Consider the following 19,034-nt stretch of genomic DNA (forward strand, 5'->3'; position numbering starts at 1 on the left):
TAATATACTGAGATTTTAAACTTAATCTCTTAAATTTAAATAATTAAAATGTGTGATTGCTTCGTTCCTCGCAAAGACAAACGACTTCAACCAAAATGTATTCTGAAAACAAAAATTTCTCATCTAGCCCCGATAGCAGCGGTATCCTTTTTTGCTTTTTCTGCAAAAAAGATACAAGTGAATAGCGGGACTAAAGGGCATTGAAAACAAGAAAATTACTGCTACAAAAAATCTAAAATCTGCATTCTAAAATCTACATTCTTTTCTTTATCTTTGCACACTTAAAAAAGAGCACAAAATGGCATTATCAGAACAAGAAATTATCCGAAGAGAGAAACTTCAAAACTTACGCAACTTAGGAATCAATCCTTATCCCGCTGATCTTTTTCCTGTAAATCATACTTCAAAGCAAATAAAGGAGACTTTTGAAGAAGGTAAAAAGGTTATTGTTGCCGGACGTTTGATGAGTGTTAGAGATCAGGGAAAAGCTTGTTTTGCTGAATTGCAGGATAGCGAAGGGCGTATACAATTGTACGTGAATCGGGATGTTTTGTGTGAAGGCGATGATAAAACGTTATACAACACGGTTTTTAAAAAATTAACCGATTTAGGTGATTTTATTGGTATTGAAGGAGAATTGTTTACTACAAAAGTAGGTGCGCAATGTATTCGTGTTGACGGATTTACTTTTTTAAGTAAAACATTACGTCCGCTTCCTTTACCAAAAGTTGATGAGGATGGAAACGTTCACGATGCATTTAATGATCCTGAATTACGTTACAGAATGCGTTATGTAGATTTAACGGTTAATCCTCAAGTAAAAGAAAACTTTATCAAACGTACCAAGTTATTTAGCGCAATGCGCGGCTATTTTAACGATGCGGGTTATCTTGAAGTTGAAACTCCGGTTTTACAACCAATTCCGGGTGGAGCTGCGGCACGCCCTTTTACAACGCATCATAATTCGCTTGATATTCCGCTTTACATGCGTATTGCGAACGAATTATATTTAAAAAGATTAATTGTTGGTGGTTTTGAAGGTGTTTATGAGTTCTCTAAAAACTTTAGAAATGAAGGAATGGACAGAACGCATAATCCTGAATTTACTGCTATGGAAATATATGTAGCCTATAAAGACTACAACTGGATGATGGAATTTGCTGAAGGTTTGCTTGAACATTGCGCTATTGCGGTTAACGGAACAAGTGAAGTTACTTTTGGTGAACACCAAATTAACTTTAAAGCGCCTTACGCTCGTGTAACAATGACAGATTCTATTAAACATTTTACCGGATTTGATATCTCAGGAAAAAATGAAGATGAATTGTTTGAAGCAGCAAGAGGAATGGGAATTGATGTTGATAAAACAATGGGTAAAGGAAAATTGATTGATGAAATTTTTGGAGCTAAATGCGAAGGAAATTACATTCAGCCAACTTTTATTACGGATTATCCAAAAGAAATGTCGCCTTTGTGTAAGGAACACCGCGACAATCCAGAACTTACAGAACGTTTTGAATTGATGGTTTGTGGTAAAGAAATTGCAAATGCTTATTCTGAACTGAACGACCCAATTGATCAGCGTGAGCGTTTTGAAGACCAAATGCGTTTGTCTGAAAAAGGTGATGATGAAGCGAACGGAATTATCGACGAAGATTTCTTAAGAGCTCTTGAATATGGTATGCCTCCAACTTCCGGAATGGGAATTGGAATGGATCGTTTGATTATGTACTTGACAAATAATGCTTCTATTCAGGAAGTTTTATTATTCCCGCAAATGCGTCCGGAGAAAAAACAAGTAATTGAATTATCTGATGAAGAGAAAATAATTATCGATTTACTAAAAGGAAACGAAAACAAAATGGATTTGGCGCAACTAAAAGTTACTGCTAATTTAAGCGGTAAAAAATGGGATGCTTCTATGAAAAACTTATCTAAACACGGTTTGACCAAAGTTGCTGTTGAAGGCGAATTTAAAATGGTTGAATTGGTGGGCTAGTTTTTATTTAAATTCCAATTTGGAAATTCCAAATTTCAAAATTGATCCATAATATTCAAACCCGACAGGTTTTAAAAACCTGTCGGGTTTACTATTTAAAATTACTAATAGATTAAAAAGAATACTTCTCCAATTTTTTCCCATCAATATCCAAAACCTTTGTACTTTCTTTCGGAACATCGCCTTGCCACTTTTCCTGAACCGAGGGATTAAAAGGATATTTTCCATTTTCCATTTTTAAAAGATAAAATTTTCCTCCACTTTCAAAAATAAGATCATAGAATTTATCCGTTGAAGAAGTTGTTACAATAATCGGGAAATCAGTTACAGTAAATGAATTGATCAAACTTCCATCATTATTCAAAATGTAACCCGAACAGCCTCCGCTTCCGCAGAAATAAGGATTAGAAAAGCCGACAAAATATTCATCTTTCTTGTCGTTATTTAAATCAAAAGCTTCATAATAAAAGAATCGATCTTCTTTTGTAATTGCAGGAAGATCTTTCATTAATAAAACATTTAATTGTTTTTGAATTAATTCGACTGCTTTGTCCTCTTTTGCAGGAGCGTTACTGATATCAGCAGTTCCGGCAACGGTTTTGGATAATGTATCCTGAACAATTGTTTTGATAATATTCTTTGATTCCGTTTTATCTTTATTTTGACAGGAGCAGATGCCTAGAATTGTTAGTGCAATTAATATTTTAGTCTTCATAATTGATGATTTTATATTTTTAAAATATTCGGTGTTTGCCAATTTGATTTAAACCAGCAAAGCAGCTTTATTTTCAATATCATTATTCGCCAGCAAAGATTTTATATTATTAAACGTGACCAAAGCAATCTGAGTCAATGCTTCATTAGTAAAAAACGCCTGATGCGCCGTAACCAAAACATTCGGAAAACTCATTAAACGCTGAATGGCGTCATCCTGAATAATATCTGCAGATAAATCTCTAAAGAATAGTTTTTCTTCTTGTTCATAAACATCAATTCCCAGATAGCCAATTTTACCTTCTTTTAAACCTTCAATAACACAAGCAGTTTCTATTAATCCGCCACGACTTGTATTGATGATCATGACGCTGTCTTTCATTAAATCAATTGATTTTTTATCGATAATATGCTTTGTCTGCTCGTTTAACGGACAATGCAATGAGATAATATCGCTTGATTTAAAAATTTCTTCCAGAGGTACAAACTGAACTCCGTCTTTTTCCATTTCGGAATTTGTTACAATATCATAAGCCAAGACTTTGCAGCCAAAACCTAAAGCAATTTTTGCAAAAGCTTTTCCGATATTTCCTGTCCCGATGATTCCGATTGTTTTTCCGAATAAATCGAAACCTAACAAACCGTTTAAAGAGAAATTTTGTTCCCGAACTCTATTGTAGGCTTTATGTGTTTTTCGGTTTAAAGTCAAAATCATCGCCATGGCATGTTCTGCGACTGCCTGAGGCGAATAGGCGGGAACACGACATACTTTTATATTGTGTTTTTTTGCAGCTTCAAGATCGACATTATTAAAACCGGCACAACGCAACGCAATAATTTTTACTTTTTTTTCTGCCAGTTGTTTAATGACCACTTCGTTTACAATATCATTTACAAAGACACAAACGATTTGGGCCTTTTCAATTAAAATTACGGTTTGCGGATTTAACTGCGTTTCAAAAAAATCCAATTCAAAACCAAAATCCTGATTGTATTTATTAAAGAAAGCTCTATCATACGGCTGTGTAGAAAAGAAAGCAATTTTATTTTCGTCTGATGTAGCATTTAAACTCATAATCCATTTATTTTGGGTTGATACCTATAGTTTTACCAAGTTAAGCAATTTTAGCTAACTACTTTCCGTTTAGTTAAATAAACTATAATTCTTACAATCAAATTAAACCTATTGAACATTATAAAGTCTAAATCGATATAACAATTAAAAAACTTACCTCATGAAAAAATTATTTATCGCAGCTTTGTTATTCGTTGGAATAGCAAGTTTTGCACAAGACATGGATCAAAAACCGGCACGTGAACAAAGAGAAAGATTAACTCCGGAACAACGTAACGAAAAACAGTTGCAAAAATTAACTTCTGAATTGACTTTAGATGCCAATCAACAAACTCAGGTAAAACAATTACTGGCTGAAAGAAGTGCAAAAGCAGAAAAATTTAGAGAAGCAAGAAAAGACAAAAAAGACAGCAACGTAAAACCAACTGCAGAAGAAAGAGAGGCTTTTAAAAAAGAAATGCTAGCTGAAAAAGAGGCTAACGATGCTAAAATGAAATCTATTTTAACTGTTGACCAATACACCAAATGGCATACTTTACAAGAAAAAAATAAAGACAAAGCCAGAGAAAAAATGAAGGAATACAAAAATGAAAATAATTAAATACAGGTTATTAAAAGAGGCAATTAAGCCTCTTTTTTATTTTCGATAATCATTTATGCTTTCATTAATAGTTTCTGTTAAATAAAAGATAAATCTGACAAGCCCATTAAACTTAGCAAACTTATTGAAGTCTAAATGGTATAATCATTAAAAAAAACGAATTATGAAAAAATTATTTATCGCAGCTTTATTATTCGTTGGAGTAGTAAGTTTTGCACAAGACATCAATCAGAAATCAACACGTGATCAAAGAGAAAAATTAACTCCGGAACAACGTAATGAAAAACATTTACAAAAATTGACTTCTGATTTGAATTTAGATAAAAAGCAACAGGATCAGGTAAAACAACTTTTAGCAGAAAGAAGTGCTAAGGCTGATAAGTTTAGGGATGCCAGAAAGGATAGTAAAACAAAACCAACTGATGCTGAAAGAGAAGCTTTTAAAAAACAAATGAAAGCTGAAAAAGAAGCTAACGATGCTAAAATGAAAGCGATTTTAAATGCAGATCAATACACTAAATGGACGGCTCTTAAGAAAGAACACAAAGAGGATCACAAAGGACACGGAGATCACAAAACGCCACAAGAACGTGATCAGGCTCATTTGCAAAAATTAACTACAGAGTTAAATTTAAATACCGATCAGCAAAAGAAAGTTAGTGAACTTTTATCTGACAGAAGTACAAAAATGGCAATGCTTAAAAAAAGCAGAAAAGATTCTGACGTGAAACCAACTGACGCTGAAAGAAAAGCCATGAAAAAACAAATGCTAGAAGATCACAAAGCTAATGATGCAAAAATGAAATCTATTTTAACTGCTGATCAATATAAAAAATGGACAGCAATTCAAAAAGAGCATAAAGATAAAATGAAAGATCACCGAAATAAAATGTAATTGAGATCAAAAAAAAGAGGCTTTAAAAGCCTCTTTTTTGTTTTATTAAAATGTCTTTGAAACCTTATCAATCGCATTAATTGTAAAATCTAAATCTTCGTAGGTTAATGCATCGGTAATAAACCAGGTTTCATACGCAGAAGGCGCAATATAAATTCCTTCGTTTAATAAACCGTGAAAGAATTTCTTAAATGTTTCGTTATCTCCTTTTGCTGCAGTCTGAAAATCTACAACCGGATTTTCATCAAAATGAACAGAGATCATAGAACCGACTCTGTTTATTGTAAAGACAACATTATTTGCTTTAAGAACTCTATCAATTCCTGCTTCTAAATACGCTGTTTTTTCTTCTAAACGTGTAAAAATTTCACGGTCATTATTTAAAGATTGCAACATTGCCAACCCTGCAGCCATCGCTAACGGATTTCCGGAAAGTGTTCCTGCCTGATAAACCGGACCAAGCGGCGCTAAATAATTCATGATTTCTTCGCGCGCAGCAAAAGCGCCAACAGGTAAACCACCACCAATTACTTTTCCGAAAGTAACAATATCAGCATTAATATTATACAATTCCTGAACACCTCCTCGAGCCAAACGGAAACCAGTCATTACCTCATCAAAAATTAGTAAAATTCCGTTTGCTGTGCACAATTCTCTTAAACCTTCCAGAAAACCTTTTTGAGGCGGAATACAACCCATATTTCCTGCAACTGCTTCGATAATGATCGCTGCAATTTCGTTTTTATTGGCTTCTATTAAAGTTTTTACATTCTCTAAATCATTGTATTTTGCTAATAAAGTATCTTTTGCAGTTCCTTCCGTAACACCCGGGCTATTTGGAGATCCGAAAGTTACAGCTCCGCTCCCAGCCTGAATCAAAAATGAATCTGAATGTCCGTGGTAACAACCTGCAAATTTGATGATTTTATCTCTTTTTGTAAAGCCGCGAGCCAAACGAATCGCGCTCATACAAGCTTCTGTACCTGAATTTACGAATCTGATTTTGTCAATATTCGGAACCATAGAAACAGCCAAAGCTGCAATTTGAGTTTCTAATTCCGTTGGCATTCCAAAAGAAGTTCCCAATTTTGCTTTTTCAATCACAGCATCAACAACAGGCTGATACGCATGACCCAAAACCATTGGTCCCCAAGAGTTAATATAATCGATTAATTTATTTCCATCCTCATCATACAAATAAGCACCTTTGGCACTTTTTACAAAAATAGGAGTTCCTCCAACTGCTTTAAAGGCTCTAACTGGCGAATTTACTCCTCCCGGAATTACTTTTTCTGCTTCAGCAAAAAGCTGACTACTTCTTTTATAGATCATTATGATTTTAGATTTCTGAATTTAGATTGTTTACTTAACTTTTAACCGCTGTCCTACCGAAAGTGTGTTATCTGAAAGATTGTTTTTTCTCTTCAAATCATCAACCAATACATTGAATTTTTTTGAAATTGAATATAAGGTATCTCCTTGTTGCACTTCGTATAAATTAGGATCGTTCGGGTTTGAATTAGAATTAGAACTTTTAGTTGAACCTGTCGTTTTAGTTGAACTTGATTTCTCAAAAGGTTTATACTCTTTACCCGTAACTTGACAATCATATTGGTGCAAATTATAGCGTTCGATATAACTAATTAATTTATCGGGATAATTAGGATCTGTGGCATAACCTGCGGCTCTTAAACCTTTTGCCCACGCTTTGTAATCGTCTTTTTCGAAAGTAAATAAATTAGCATATCTCTTTTTTCCAACTAAAAACAAGGCATGATCACGATACGATTCTGAAGCTTCTCTGTATTTTCTAAAACATTCCTGAGACGAATCATCATCATGACGAACACTTTCGCCCAGCCAGTCACTATGACATTTAATTCCGAAATGATTATTGGCTTGCATTGCTAAATCGCCTTTTCCCGCTCCTGATTCTAAAATTCCCTGAGCCAGAATAATACTTGCCGGAATACCGTATTTCTGCATATTTCCCATTGCAATCTCTTTGTACTGCAAAACATAATCTGTAATTACATTGCTGGATACAACCGTTTTTGATGTAGACTGAATAACTTCTGTAGTGTTATTTGTAGAAGGGAAATTTTTAGCCGTTGCTTTTGTATAAACCGGTTTTTTTGTTGTCGCCACTCTGGGCTTCTGTATTGCTTCTCTTTTAGTTGTTGCAATAGCCGGTTTGCTGGAAGAACAACTTGCCAAAGTTGCAATTATGAGAAGTATTAGAGTTTTTTTAAACATTCCTTTTTAGTATTGGTAATTTTTTCTGCTTCAATTTTAAATTCATTCCTTCAATCCCCTGTAATCCGCCTGTGTGAATGAGTAAAATTTTTGAATGCTCAGGAAAATAGTTCTTGTAGATTAAATCTATAACGCCAAAAACCATCTTTCCAGTATAAATTGGATCTAAGGGCACTTTATTTTCTTCAAAAAATGCATTGATAAACTCAATTAATTCTAAACTTATCTTTCCATAACCTCCAAAATGATAGTCAGAAATTAAATCCCAGTTATCTTGTTTTGCAAAAATACGAATTTCATCTTTTAAAAAGTCACCTTTTAACGCCGGAAACCCTAAAATCTTCTGATTTGGCAATGCACTATTAATTAATCCTGAAATGGTTCCGCCAGTTCCTACAGCGCAGCAAACGTAATTAAAAATAGCATCCTCAGTAGTTAAAATCTCTTCGCAGCCTTTTACTGCCAGTTCATTTGTTCCGCCTTCAGGCACTAAATAAAAATAGCCAAACTTATTTTTAAGCTTTTCCAGAAAGGAAATTTCATTTTTAAGCCGATACTCTTCCCGCGTTACAAATTCGAATTCCATTCCGTTTTGCTGAGCGAATTTTAAAGTCGGATTTTCTTCAATTTTATCAAAAAGTTCATCGCCGCGAATTATTCCTATTGTTTTAAAGCCCTGTTCTTTTCCGGCAAAAGCAACCGCTGCAATATGGTTCGAAAAAGCGCCGCCAAAAGTTACTACGGTTGTATGATTTTCGGCTTTCGCCTGAAGTAAATTGTATTTAAGTTTTCTGAATTTATTCCCGGAAACAAACGGATGAATCAAGTCTTCACGTTTAATTGTCAAAGAGATTTCGTTCGGAAAAGTGATATGAATTTCTTGGTTCAAAATCGGTTTTATTTTAAATTGATGTAATTTATAAACTGATAAAATTGTCGGTTTTTCAAATAATTTAAATCGGTTTCTTTTGCGTAAGCTTCTCTTTCAAAACTAATATTTCGATAGGCTAAATCCTTATTTTTATATTGAATTAAACGAATAAAATATTCTAAAAAGTACCAAATAAAAAAAGGAAGAATCAGCATTTCAAGTTGTTGTTTTAAATGTATTTTTTCATGATTAACAAAAGTTGTATTTGCTTTATCAAAATCATATTTCATTAAAACAAACGGAAAAACAGCCATTCCTCGATATCCTTTCGGAATTAAATATTTGGCAACAATCAGAAACATTAGCTGTAAAATTTATAAATTTGTAGATGAAAATTGTTCGATTTCATTAAAATCACAATCAATTAAATTCATTTTGATTTTAAAAATAAGAACATAAAACCGAAAGCAGATCTATGAAAGAGCAAAGTAATGAAAATAAATTAATCGAAGGCGAAGATTTTTACTATACGCCCGAAGGTTATAAATGCTTTACTGAAAAACACCACCTAAAAAGAGGATATTGCTGCAAAAGCGGCTGTCGACATTGTCCGTATGGATTTGATAAACGAACGGGAGAAATCAGGAAATAGATCGTTAGATTGTTAGACTTCTTAGATTATTAGATTTCTCTGAATTTTACATTTCGATCTTGAATAAAAAAAAATACTACACTAACCAATAATTAAAATAGGTTTTTAAAATACGACTTCAAAAAATCTACGAAGTCTAACATTCTAAAAATCTTATAATCTAAAAAAAATAATGACTTTTAAAGAACAAATACAACAAGGAATTCCATCCAAATTACCTCCAAAGGCAGCTTACGATTTAGCGATTAACCACGCTCCGAAACGAAAAGAAATTCTTTCTGCAGAAGAAAAAAAACTGGCTTTAAAAAATGCACTACGCTATTTTGAACCTCAGCATCACGCTGAATTAATTCAGGAATTTTCAGAAGAATTAGAAAAATACGGTCGTATATATATGTATCGCTTTCGTCCGGATTACAAAATGTACGCTCGCCCAATCGATGAATATCCGGGAAAATCAATACAGGCAAAAGCGATTATGCACATGATTCAGAACAATCTGGATTATGCAGTGGCGCAACATCCGCATGAATTGATTACGTATGGCGGAAACGGAGCGGTTTTTCAAAACTGGGCACAATATTTATTGACCATGAAATATTTGTCTGAAATGACAGATGAGCAGACTTTAACGATGTATTCAGGACATCCGATGGGATTATTTCCTTCACATGCTGAAGCGCCAAGAGTTGTGGTTACGAACGGAATGGTTATTCCGAATTATTCTAAACCGGACGATTGGGAAAAAATGAATGCACTTGGAGTTTCACAATACGGACAAATGACGGCGGGAAGTTATATGTATATTGGCCCACAGGGAATTGTACACGGAACAACGATTACGGTTTTGAATGGTTTCAGAAAAATAAAACTAAATCCTGAAGGGAATTTATTTGTAACTTCTGGACTTGGCGGAATGTCTGGCGCGCAGCCAAAAGCCGGAAATATTGCAGGCTGTATTACGGTCTGCGCCGAAGTAAATCCAAAAATCACTAAAATTCGCCATGAGCAAGGATGGATTAATGAAATTGTAACTTCGACTGAAGAATTGGTTAAGAGAGTCAATTCGGCGAAAGCCAATAAAGAAACGGTTTCGATAGCTTATTTAGGAAATGTGGTTGATGTTTGGGAATGTTTTGACAAAGAAAATATCAAAATTGATTTAGGATCAGATCAGACTTCGCTTCATAATCCGTGGGCTGGAGGTTATTATCCGGTTGGAATTTCGTTTGAAGATGCCAATAAGATGATGGCTGAAAATCCGGAATTATTCAAAGAAAAAGTTCAGGAAACCTTACGCCGACACGCTGCTGCAATTAACAAACATACTGCAAAAGGAACTTACTTTTTCGATTACGGAAATGCATTTTTACTCGAAGCTTCCCGCGCAGGCGCAGATATAATGGCAGAAAATAATATCGATTTTAAATATCCTAGTTACGTTCAGGATATCATGGGACCAATGTGTTTCGATTACGGTTTTGGACCTTTTAGATGGGTTTGTACCTCTGGAAAACCAGAAGATTTACAAAAAACAGATACGATTGCAAGTCAGATTTTAGAAGAAATGGCAAAAACGGCTCCAAATGAAATTCAGCAGCAAATGCAAGATAACATTAAATGGATAAAAGGCGCTCAGGAAAATAAACTGGTGGTTGGTTCTCAAGCGAGAATTCTCTATGCCGATGCTGAAGGAAGAATTAAAATTGCCGAAGCTTTTAATCAGGCGATTGCAAAAGGTGAAATTGGAACAGTTGTTTTAGGACGCGATCATCATGATGTTTCCGGAACGGATTCTCCTTATAGAGAAACATCAAATATCTACGACGGATCTCGTTTTACGGCAGATATGGCGATTCAAAACGTAATTGGAGACAGCTTTAGGGGCGCAACTTGGGTATCAATTCATAATGGCGGAGGAGTTGGCTGGGGAGAGGTTATAAACGGTGGCTTTGGTATGGTTCTTGATGGATCTAAAGAGGCTTCAAAGCGTTTAGCATCAATGCTTTTCTGGGATGTTAACAACGGAATTTCAAGACGAAGCTGGGCCCGAAATGACGAAGCGATTTTTGCCATAAAAAGAGCAATGGAAGTTCAGCCTTTATTAAAAGTAACTTTACCTAATATTGTAGACGAAAGTTTATTTTAAGTTAAAGTCGAACCAAGAACATTTAACATTTATAAATATGAAAACATTCAAATTAGTACCCGTTTTTTTGCTTTTGATACTAGCCTCCTGCAGCACTGTTAGTGTTTATTCTGATTACGACAAAAACGTAGATTTCGCGCCTTATAAAACGTATGCATTTTTTAAGCCGGGAATTGATAAAGTCGAAATTTCTGATTTGGATAAAAGAAGAATTCTTCACGCAATAGACACTGAATTACAAGCCAAAGGTTTTACAAAAAGTGAAAATCCTGATTTATTAGTAAATATTTTTACTAAATCAAGAGAACAAGTAAACGTAAACCAATTTAGCGCCGGTTGGGGTTATGGTTGGGGTTGGGGATGGAATCCGTACATGATGTATGGAGGAAACCAAACTACAGTTTCTACCTCTACAGAAGGAACTTTATTTATTGACTTAATCGATGCCAAAAAGAAAGAAATGATCTGGCAAGGTGAAGGCGTTGGAACTTTAACTAAAAATATTGACAAAAAAGACGAGAGAGTACAAGAAATTGTAAGCAAAGTTTTGGCACAATATCCTCCGGTGAAAAAACAATAAAGCACAAGATCTTATATAAATGAAAACCTTCCAATTGGAAGGTTTTTTTATTAAAAGTTGCTATGAATTCCACAAATTAGCACGAATTATTTTTCTTTGTAAACTATTTAATTAGTGTCAAGTAGATTAAAATCATTAAATCTGTGGCAAAAAAATTCGTGCTAATTTGTGAAATTCGTGGCAAAAGAAAACACTAACAATTCGTGACAAAAAACAAAAAAGGCCGCATGATACATCACACAGCCTTTTAAAATCAAAAATAAAATTACTAATTAAATTTCCAATTTTTTATTATTGTTTCATGACTTTTTTAGAATAGGATCTTTTACTGTCATTAACCTTAACAACATAAAGTCCTTTTGGTAATTTCGAAATCTCTACCTCAGCTTCATTTCCATTTACAAATTCAACGCTTCTTTTTAGCACATTTTGTCCCGTTACAGAATAAATCTCAACCTGACCAGAACCTGAATTTGGCGTATTAATTTTTAAATAATCATTTGTTGAATTTATGTAAAGAGAAAAATCTGATGTATTCGCTGGTTCTGCCGCACCAACCTTTTTAGCGGTAGATTCAACTTGCACCAATTGCCATTGCTGATTTAAACCTCCAGTGTAAGACCAAACCTGAATATTAGCTCCGTTTGCTGTAGAAACGTTTTCAACATCTAATGATTTTCCACTGTTTACATTGATGATTTTGTAATAACCTCCACCCAAACTTGTAACCGTCCATTTGAATTCATTTGAAGCGGAGAATGTTTTTTGCTGCACTTTTATCCCATCAGCAGTGCTGTTATTTTCAGTCGCCAGATACATTCCTGTCGATTTTACAATGATGTAAAAATTACCACTTCCGTCAGGAACGAATTTCCAACGTTGGTTATTTCCTCCACCGCCTGTAACATCATATTGCTGAATTCTGCCTCCGCTAGTGGTAGAGTTATCAGCAACGTCTAATCCTTTGTTACTATTTCTTGAAATAATATTGTAATATCCCGGAAAAGTCTCTACTGGCGGGTTTCCGGCTCCCCAATTAAAAGTAACAGCCGATGAAGCCGGAACTGAATAATTAAAGGCTGAAGATCCTGACACCACTTTGATTGTATTTGCAGATCCTCCTGAATTATAAACTACAAGCGCAATTGATCCGTCAGGATTTTTAAATCCGGCAGAAAAAATGGTATCGCTTGTACTAGAAGATGAAATTCTTAAAGCACCGGGTTTAACAAATTTTGAGATTTGACCAATAATATAATACGCCACATTTTTAGTATAACTTGTACTATTGTTTACCGTAATAGCTCCTAAACAGGTATTACATCCACCCGGAGTGCGTGGTCCTAAACTTGAGTTGTTTGCAGCATTCCATTCTAAAACTGTTTTTGCCCAGTTATTGGTACTTCCAATAACTACATTTTGCATGTGCCAGCCAAAATCGCCACTAAAACTTCCGCCCGATCCTGTATATTGTTCTGTAAAATATACGTTTTTATTGGTCGCATTTCGAACTGTTGACATTGCTGAAATATTTCCTAAATACAAGTGAAACGCTGCGCCATCTACATAACCACTATTATTTAAAACATCAATAGGATAAGCTGTATTATCGCAATTATGATCAAAAGCAATGATTTTTATATTTCCGTAACCTGCAGTTGCCATTTGAGGGCCAAGTTGATTATTTATAAAATTCTTTTGTTCGGTAGAATTCATTAACATACTTGGTTCATTATTTGGATTTTCCGGTTCGTTTTGAGGCGTGATTCCCCAAATAGAAATTCCCTGCGCCTGCATGGCTGCAAAATATTTTACAAAATATCTCGCATAAGCAGCATAATATTGAGTTTGTAAACTTCCGCCAATACAGGAATTATTCGTTTTCATCCAGCGTGGTGCTGACCAAGGCGTTGCCAGTATTTTTATGTTTGGATTAATAAGTAGAATCTTTTTTAAAATCGGAACTAAATAGGTCAAATCTGGTCCGTTAAGACTGAAATTGTTCATGTTTACATCACCTGAAGTTTCGTTATAACTATAAGAAGAACTGCTTAAGTCAGAAGCTGCTATACTAATTCTGACAACATTTGCGTTTAATCCTATAGTGGGATTATACAAATCGTTTAATAATTGATTTTGCTGCGTTGCTGCCATTCCGCTAATAACTTCGCAACTTCCTTCGGTAAGTGTATAACCAAATCCATCCATAGTTTGATATGTAATTCCTGCATTGATGGTAACTGTTGAAGGATTTGTTCCTGAATTTGTTCCAAAGTTAACAGTACCTTGTTGCTGCAGTAATTTGGTCTGATCTCCTGATGTTATCCAAGGGGTAACAGTTTGAGCATTAGTAATAAACGAAGTCATAATAATGAAAAACATTATTAGAGTAAACTTCATTCGATTTTTTGGTGTTTGGGTAGTTTTCTTCATTGTTTTTTGATTTTTTAATAATTAAATTTTTCTCAATTTTTAAGATTAATATTATTAATTCATATCAATATTATGCTAAAAATAATTAAAATAACAATTATTCAACTTTACAAAAACCCATCATTTTGAAATTTAAACCTTACAAAAACTTATCACATTTTTTTTCAAATTATTGATTATCAATTTATTAATTAATGTAAAATTAATAAAAATCTTACTTCATTTTTAACTCATTATATATCAAACATTTAAACATAAAATCAGATTGTATTTTTTCTGCTTTTATACCAATTAATGATAAGAAATGACAAATATCACAGAATAGAGATAAGTTAAATCGTATTTTTGTAATTCATTAATATTATGAAAACATGGCAGCTGTTAAAGACATTTCAAACATAGAAGACATCAAACAAATGGTTAATACTTTTTACGAAAGTGTGAGAAATGACGATTTAATTGGTCCTATTTTCAATGAAAAATTGCAAAATCGCTGGCCTGAACATTTGCAAAAAATGTATGGCTTTTGGCAAACTATTTTATTTGATGTTCGTGCTTATTCAGGAACACCATTCCCACCACACAAACAATTACCGGTAGATAAAACGCATTTTGACCGCTGGGTTTCACTTTTTAATACGTCTATTGATGCTCAGTTTTCAGGACCCATTACTGAGGAAGCTAAAATGCGTGCAGCAAATATGGCTTATATGTTCAATTATAAAATTGATTATTTAAGAAATGCTGAAAATGAATTGAGAAATGCATCTGATAAATCTTAAAACTAATTTAAAATTAAATTGAAATGCTATTTTTATTAGATAAATTTGATTGACTGAAAATGCAATTAAAATTTAATCTAATCCACTTATCCATGAAAAAAACAGTTCTTTTTTTTATACTTTGTTTCTCTTTTCTAAGCAACTTACAAGCACAATCTGAAGCTCCGGTTTCTAATTTATATAAAGGCACTATTGACGGAAAATTTCCTATCATATTATACATTAAAACGCAAGAAAGCCCATGTACCGGCGAGTTAATGTTTACATCCATGTATCGCTATAATAAATCGAACGATTGGATACAGCTTCGTGTGACGCAAAATGCAAAAGAAAATGAATTTGTTTTGGTGGAATACGGTTTTAGTGGCGTTTTAATTTTAAAGAAAACCAAAAATGCCTTTACAGGAATCTGGATTAGTTCTGATGCTAAAAAGCAACTTACTGTTGACCTGAAAGAATCTAAAATGACTAAAAAAGAATTGGAGAATTACGAAGAAATAATGGAGAATGTTAATTACCAAAATAATGACTGCTAAAAAATTCACTTCTTTATTTAATCTCTCCTAACTTATAAAAACGCAATAAACTACACTTTCGATCAAAAATATTGTAATGAATAGCAAAAAATAGCTTCTTAAATTCGTAATTTTACATTCTAATCTACAACGTTTTCGAAATGAACGCAAATATTGAAACAAATCCGTTATTAGAGCGATTGCCTAAACATTTAAAGCAATTTATTAAACCTCAGGATTATAGCGATTACACGCCAATTAATCAGGCGGTTTGGCGATATGTAATGCGTAAAAATGTAGATTATCTATCGAAAGTTGCCCATCATTCTTATTTAGATGGTTTGAAAAAAACCGGAATCGAAATTAATTCTATTCCGAGCATGTACGGCATGAATCGTATTTTGACTGAAATTGGCTGGGCTGCCGTTGCAGTTGACGGATTTATTCCGCCAAATGCTTTTATGGAATTTCAGGCTTACAATGTTTTGGTTATTGCTTCAGATATTCGTCAGCTCGAACATATAGAATATACGCCTGCTCCGGATATTATTCACGAAGGTGCCGGCCACGCTCCTATTATTGCGAATCCGGAATATGCTGAATATTTACGTCGTTTTGGTGAAATTGGCTGCAAAGCGATTTCCTCTCACAAAGATTACCAGATGTATGAAGCGATTCGTTTGCTTTCTATTTTGAAAGAAGCCGAAGATACGCCTCAGGATAAAATTGATGCAGCCGAAAAAGCTGTTGCCGATTTACAAAATAATATGGGCGAATTGTCTGAAATGGCTCAAATTAGAAACCTACATTGGTGGACAGTTGAATATGGTTTAATTGGAACTGTTGAAAATCCAAAAATATACGGCGCCGGATTACTTTCTTCTATTGGTGAAAGTGCGTGGTGTATGACAGATAACGTGAAGAAAATTCCCTATGATATTTCGGCAGCGAATCAGAATTTTGATATTACGCAGTTACAGCCTCAGCTTTATGTAACGCCTACTTTTTCTTATTTGAGTTTGATTCTGGAAGAATTTGCGAATAAAATGGCTTTGAGAACCGGAGGTCTTTCGGGAATTCAGAAATTAATTCATTCAAATGCTTTAGGAACAATTGAATTGAGTACTGGTTTACAAATTTCAGGCGTTTTTATGCATGTAATTGAAGAAGAAGGAAAACCGGTTTACATTCAGACTACCGGAAAAACGGCTTTATCCTATCGTGAAAAAGAATTGGTTGGTCACGGAACTTTAACGCATCCTGAAGGATTCGGAAGTCCGATAGGGAAACTTAAAGGTTTCAATTTAGCGATTGAAGATATGAGTCCGAAGGATTTACAAGCCTATAGTATTGTAGAAAACGAAACGGTAAAATTAGAGTTTGAAGGCAATATTATTGTTGAAGGAGAAATCATTACAGGATCACGAAACCTACACGGAGAAATTATTCTAATCAGTTTTAGAAATTGTACGGTAACTCATGGGGAAACAATTTTGTTTAAGCCTGAATGGGGAAATTACGATATGGCTATTGGTAAAAAAGTGGTTTCTGCTTTTTCCGGTCCGGCCGATGTAAATAGTTTTGATCTTATTGATAATGTTCCGAAAACTACCACTATAAAAGCAAAACATACAGACGAACGTGATGATTTAGAAGTGCTATATCAAACAGTTCGTATGATTCGTGAAAACAAAGATTCTAAATCAGAATTAAAAACTGTTTTCGAAAAACTTAAAAGTAATCATGGTAATGACTGGTTATTGTCTATTGAAATCGCTGAACTTTTGAAAGATGCAGAGGAGAAACAACTTTTGCAGGAAGTGTTGGTTTATCTTGATCAGTTGAAAGAAAGACGTCCTGAAATTGCACATTTAATTTCCGGTGGTTTAGATTTGATTTTTGATAAGGAAACAGTTTAAAGCTATAGTTTTGTCATTTCGACAGAGGAGAAATCACATAACGGATTTATAGTTCGTTGCTATCTTAATGTGATTTCTCCTTCGTCGAAATGACACAAATTGCAGATTTTGCTTGCGATGAATGGATTAAAATCCATCCCTACAATATGATTTGTTCCTCCAGAACTCTTTATAAAATTCCGGTGAAATAATTTATTTCTATCTACGTACCCAAGCTTCGAGATTAATCCGCTGAAAAGAAGATTAAAAAAAAACCTTTGAACCTTTGATTAAATCTTCAAATCCTGACTCAAATCTGCATCAGATTCTATCGTTTTTCCATTGTATTGCAGTTTCCAACCCATGGAATTCGTCAGAATTAAAATCTTAGACAATTCGCTGATTAATCTGTTTTGGGCGTTTGTTTTTAGGGAAGATTTATCAATTTTCTTTTTTAGATTCGCTTTTACAGATTTGTTGATTTTATTGTAATCATCTCCCGTAAACGGATTCAGTTTGCTTTGCTCAACATCATAAAACTGAATATCAGGATTGATCGTAATTTCTTCTTTTGGAATATTTAAGATTGTGATGGTTTTATTTTTTTCATCAATATCATATTTCATTTTATGCAAATCGTATGCTACCGTAACATTCGCATTTACGACAATTAGCGCTTTTTTCTCAAAAGAAACCATGTCCATCAAATACTTTTGTTGGTTTTTATACGTTAGAACTTCAGAGAAATGTCCTTCGGTGACAACCAATTTTCCAACATTTAAAATTTGCTGCTGTATTAAATTGGTGTTATAATCGACTGTAGAATCGTCGTCTTTTTTGAACTCACAGTATTTAAATGCGAGTACAATTATCAGGATAACTCCAACTAAAGCTAAAATTCTTTTAAGCATAATATTCATAATAAAATTGACATAGCCAATTTAGGCATTTTTTTATAAAACTTCCGTCGTTGTTGCGATGACTTGCAAAAAATAAATCGTAACTAATTGCAAACATGGGAATTATATAAAACAAAGTATTGTTAATAAGAATAAACATGGAGTTGTGTGGTAAGTTTGCCACAACTCATTTAAACCCCAAATTTAAACGCTATGATCGAAAAAATCAAAGAATTACCATCAAATATGATTGGCTTTAAAACGGCCGGACATATCGTTAGAGGAGATGTAGATTTCGTTACCTCTGAAGTTAAACTTTTAATAGATGACACGGAGAAACTGAATTATCTACTCTTTTTCGATAATTCTCCAACAGATTTTAGTTTGGGTGCCTGGTTACATGAGTCACTTTTAAGCATTAAAAACCTTTCGAAATGGACTCGCGCTGCGATTGTTACTGATTGCCAGAGAATGATCAATTTTACTATGGTTTTTAATAAAATTATGCCGGGTGAATTTAAAGGATTTAAAAAAGAAGATTACTTATTGGCAATTGACTGGACTTCTGAAAAAATAGATTTGGAATAAAGTTTTGCTAAACATTAAATATTGAATTAGTAAAAAAAGAGACTCTTATTGGAGTCTCTTTTTTTTTGTCTTTTAATTAATATCCCACGGTTGAACAGCGAACTATGATGGAAAAAGCAATAATTGA

At 33.8% G+C, this 19,034-nt stretch carries 18 protein-coding genes; 10 read left to right on the forward strand and 8 right to left on the reverse strand.

The window, feature by feature from the left end; all coding sequences use genetic code 11:
- Nucleotides 1-298: 298 nt before the first annotated feature.
- The gene (gene lysS, locus EV143_RS19090) at nt 299-1,999 is read left to right on the forward strand and encodes a lysine--tRNA ligase (protein WP_133509528.1); all 1,701 of its coding nucleotides are present in this window, start codon (nt 299-301) and stop codon (nt 1,997-1,999) included.
- Between the two features lie 112 nt (nt 2,000-2,111).
- On the opposite strand, the gene EV143_RS19095 is transcribed toward lysS, so the two are convergent.
- Together EV143_RS19095 and EV143_RS19100 are read right to left on the reverse strand one after the other, a co-directional pair.
- A complete protein-coding gene (locus tag EV143_RS19095) occupies nt 2,112-2,714 on the reverse strand; it encodes a hypothetical protein (protein ID WP_133509529.1) in 603 nt (200 codons plus the stop codon).
- A 48-nt stretch (nt 2,715-2,762) separates the two neighbouring features.
- Nucleotides 2,763-3,788 carry a 2-hydroxyacid dehydrogenase gene (locus tag EV143_RS19100; RefSeq protein WP_133509530.1) on the reverse strand — a complete coding sequence of 342 codons (1,026 nt, stop codon included), beginning with the start codon at nt 3,786-3,788 and terminating at the stop codon, nt 2,763-2,765.
- A gap of 160 nt (nt 3,789-3,948) precedes the next feature.
- On the opposite strand from EV143_RS19100, the gene EV143_RS19105 reads away from it, so the two are divergent.
- On the forward strand, nt 3,949-4,389 hold the full coding sequence (locus EV143_RS19105; protein WP_133509531.1) for a hypothetical protein: 441 nt from the start codon (nt 3,949-3,951) through the stop codon (nt 4,387-4,389).
- Nucleotides 4,390-4,552: 163 nt separating this feature from the next.
- Nucleotides 4,553-5,284: a hypothetical protein gene (locus EV143_RS21860; RefSeq protein ID WP_243739914.1), complete on the forward strand. Its 732-nt coding sequence runs from the start codon at nt 4,553-4,555 to the stop codon at nt 5,282-5,284.
- A 45-nt stretch (nt 5,285-5,329) separates the two neighbouring features.
- On the opposite strand, the gene hemL is transcribed toward EV143_RS21860, so the two are convergent.
- From hemL to EV143_RS19130, 4 genes are read right to left on the reverse strand one after another with little or no spacing between them, the layout of a single operon-like run.
- Nucleotides 5,330-6,616 carry a glutamate-1-semialdehyde 2,1-aminomutase gene (gene hemL / locus EV143_RS19115; protein WP_133509532.1) on the reverse strand — a complete coding sequence of 429 codons (1,287 nt, stop codon included), beginning with the start codon at nt 6,614-6,616 and terminating at the stop codon, nt 5,330-5,332.
- 30 nt (nt 6,617-6,646) lie between these two features.
- On the reverse strand, nt 6,647-7,540 hold the full coding sequence (locus tag EV143_RS19120) for a glucosaminidase domain-containing protein (RefSeq protein WP_133509533.1): 894 nt from the start codon (nt 7,538-7,540) through the stop codon (nt 6,647-6,649).
- Nucleotides 7,533-8,429, reverse strand: coding sequence for a 1-aminocyclopropane-1-carboxylate deaminase/D-cysteine desulfhydrase (locus tag EV143_RS19125; RefSeq protein ID WP_243739915.1), 897 nt, complete (start codon nt 8,427-8,429; stop codon nt 7,533-7,535). The genes EV143_RS19120 and EV143_RS19125 overlap by 8 nt, the downstream gene beginning before the upstream one ends.
- Before the next feature lie 8 nt (nt 8,430-8,437).
- Entirely contained in the window at nt 8,438-8,773 is a 336-nt protein-coding gene (locus EV143_RS19130; protein WP_133509535.1) for a hypothetical protein, read from the reverse strand.
- A gap of 113 nt (nt 8,774-8,886) precedes the next feature.
- Between EV143_RS19130 and EV143_RS21550 the strand changes: the two genes are divergently transcribed.
- From EV143_RS21550 to EV143_RS19140, 3 genes are all read left to right on the forward strand, one after another.
- Nucleotides 8,887-9,063, forward strand: coding sequence for a DUF5522 domain-containing protein (locus EV143_RS21550; protein ID WP_165830187.1), 177 nt, complete (start codon nt 8,887-8,889; stop codon nt 9,061-9,063).
- 172 nt (nt 9,064-9,235) lie between these two features.
- A complete protein-coding gene (locus tag EV143_RS19135; protein ID WP_133509536.1) occupies nt 9,236-11,212 on the forward strand; it encodes a urocanate hydratase in 1,977 nt (658 codons plus the stop codon).
- Between the two features lie 37 nt (nt 11,213-11,249).
- A complete protein-coding gene (locus EV143_RS19140; protein ID WP_133509537.1) occupies nt 11,250-11,792 on the forward strand; it encodes a DUF4136 domain-containing protein in 543 nt (180 codons plus the stop codon).
- 291 nt (nt 11,793-12,083) lie between these two features.
- On the opposite strand, the gene EV143_RS19145 is transcribed toward EV143_RS19140, so the two are convergent.
- A complete protein-coding gene (locus EV143_RS19145; RefSeq protein ID WP_133509538.1) occupies nt 12,084-14,225 on the reverse strand; it encodes an RICIN domain-containing protein in 2,142 nt (713 codons plus the stop codon).
- Nucleotides 14,226-14,596: 371 nt separating this feature from the next.
- Between EV143_RS19145 and EV143_RS19150 the strand changes: the two genes are divergently transcribed.
- The 3 genes from EV143_RS19150 (at nt 14,597) to EV143_RS19160 (ending at nt 17,441) form a co-directional block, all read left to right on the forward strand.
- The gene (locus tag EV143_RS19150) at nt 14,597-15,007 is read left to right on the forward strand and encodes a group III truncated hemoglobin (protein WP_133509539.1); all 411 of its coding nucleotides are present in this window, start codon (nt 14,597-14,599) and stop codon (nt 15,005-15,007) included.
- 92 nt (nt 15,008-15,099) lie between these two features.
- Nucleotides 15,100-15,543 carry a hypothetical protein gene (locus tag EV143_RS19155; RefSeq protein ID WP_133509540.1) on the forward strand — a complete coding sequence of 148 codons (444 nt, stop codon included), beginning with the start codon at nt 15,100-15,102 and terminating at the stop codon, nt 15,541-15,543.
- A gap of 140 nt (nt 15,544-15,683) precedes the next feature.
- On the forward strand, nt 15,684-17,441 hold the full coding sequence (locus EV143_RS19160; RefSeq protein WP_133509541.1) for an aromatic amino acid hydroxylase: 1,758 nt from the start codon (nt 15,684-15,686) through the stop codon (nt 17,439-17,441).
- A 269-nt stretch (nt 17,442-17,710) separates the two neighbouring features.
- Here EV143_RS19160 and EV143_RS19165 read toward each other — a convergent pair whose 3' ends face one another.
- Nucleotides 17,711-18,331, reverse strand: coding sequence for a DUF4230 domain-containing protein (locus EV143_RS19165; RefSeq protein WP_133509542.1), 621 nt, complete (start codon nt 18,329-18,331; stop codon nt 17,711-17,713).
- Nucleotides 18,332-18,532: 201 nt separating this feature from the next.
- On the opposite strand from EV143_RS19165, the gene EV143_RS19170 reads away from it, so the two are divergent.
- The gene (locus EV143_RS19170; protein WP_133509543.1) at nt 18,533-18,907 is read left to right on the forward strand and encodes a SpoIIAA family protein; all 375 of its coding nucleotides are present in this window, start codon (nt 18,533-18,535) and stop codon (nt 18,905-18,907) included.
- Nucleotides 18,908-19,034: the final 127 nt, after the last annotated feature.

Origin of the sequence: Flavobacterium chryseum (assembly GCF_004362015.1) — a bacterium.
Taxonomy (GTDB): domain Bacteria; phylum Bacteroidota; class Bacteroidia; order Flavobacteriales; family Flavobacteriaceae; genus Flavobacterium.

What these genes read in the sequence shown, in the direction of transcription:
- EV143_RS19100 (WP_133509530.1), bottom strand. Translation starts at nt 3,788, where the DNA reads ATGAGTTTAAATGCTACATCAGACGAAAATAAAATTGCTTTCTTTTCT.
- EV143_RS19120 (WP_133509533.1), bottom strand. Translation starts at nt 7,540, where the DNA reads ATGTTTAAAAAAACTCTAATACTTCTCATAATTGCAACTTTGGCAAGT.
- EV143_RS19170 (WP_133509543.1), top strand. Translation starts at nt 18,533, where the DNA reads ATGATCGAAAAAATCAAAGAATTACCATCAAATATGATTGGCTTTAAA.
- EV143_RS19095 (WP_133509529.1), bottom strand. Translation starts at nt 2,714, where the DNA reads ATGAAGACTAAAATATTAATTGCACTAACAATTCTAGGCATCTGCTCC.
- EV143_RS19165 (WP_133509542.1), bottom strand. Translation starts at nt 18,331, where the DNA reads ATGCTTAAAAGAATTTTAGCTTTAGTTGGAGTTATCCTGATAATTGTA.
- EV143_RS19160 (WP_133509541.1), top strand. Translation starts at nt 15,684, where the DNA reads ATGAACGCAAATATTGAAACAAATCCGTTATTAGAGCGATTGCCTAAA.
- EV143_RS19145 (WP_133509538.1), bottom strand. Translation starts at nt 14,225, where the DNA reads ATGAAGAAAACTACCCAAACACCAAAAAATCGAATGAAGTTTACTCTA.
- lysS (WP_133509528.1), top strand. Translation starts at nt 299, where the DNA reads ATGGCATTATCAGAACAAGAAATTATCCGAAGAGAGAAACTTCAAAAC.
- EV143_RS19130 (WP_133509535.1), bottom strand. Translation starts at nt 8,773, where the DNA reads ATGTTTCTGATTGTTGCCAAATATTTAATTCCGAAAGGATATCGAGGA.
- EV143_RS19140 (WP_133509537.1), top strand. Translation starts at nt 11,250, where the DNA reads ATGAAAACATTCAAATTAGTACCCGTTTTTTTGCTTTTGATACTAGCC.
- EV143_RS19135 (WP_133509536.1), top strand. Translation starts at nt 9,236, where the DNA reads ATGACTTTTAAAGAACAAATACAACAAGGAATTCCATCCAAATTACCT.
- EV143_RS19150 (WP_133509539.1), top strand. Translation starts at nt 14,597, where the DNA reads ATGGCAGCTGTTAAAGACATTTCAAACATAGAAGACATCAAACAAATG.
- EV143_RS19105 (WP_133509531.1), top strand. Translation starts at nt 3,949, where the DNA reads ATGAAAAAATTATTTATCGCAGCTTTGTTATTCGTTGGAATAGCAAGT.
- EV143_RS19155 (WP_133509540.1), top strand. Translation starts at nt 15,100, where the DNA reads ATGAAAAAAACAGTTCTTTTTTTTATACTTTGTTTCTCTTTTCTAAGC.
- EV143_RS21860 (WP_243739914.1), top strand. Translation starts at nt 4,553, where the DNA reads ATGAAAAAATTATTTATCGCAGCTTTATTATTCGTTGGAGTAGTAAGT.
- hemL (WP_133509532.1), bottom strand. Translation starts at nt 6,616, where the DNA reads ATGATCTATAAAAGAAGTAGTCAGCTTTTTGCTGAAGCAGAAAAAGTA.
- EV143_RS21550 (WP_165830187.1), top strand. Translation starts at nt 8,887, where the DNA reads ATGAAAGAGCAAAGTAATGAAAATAAATTAATCGAAGGCGAAGATTTT.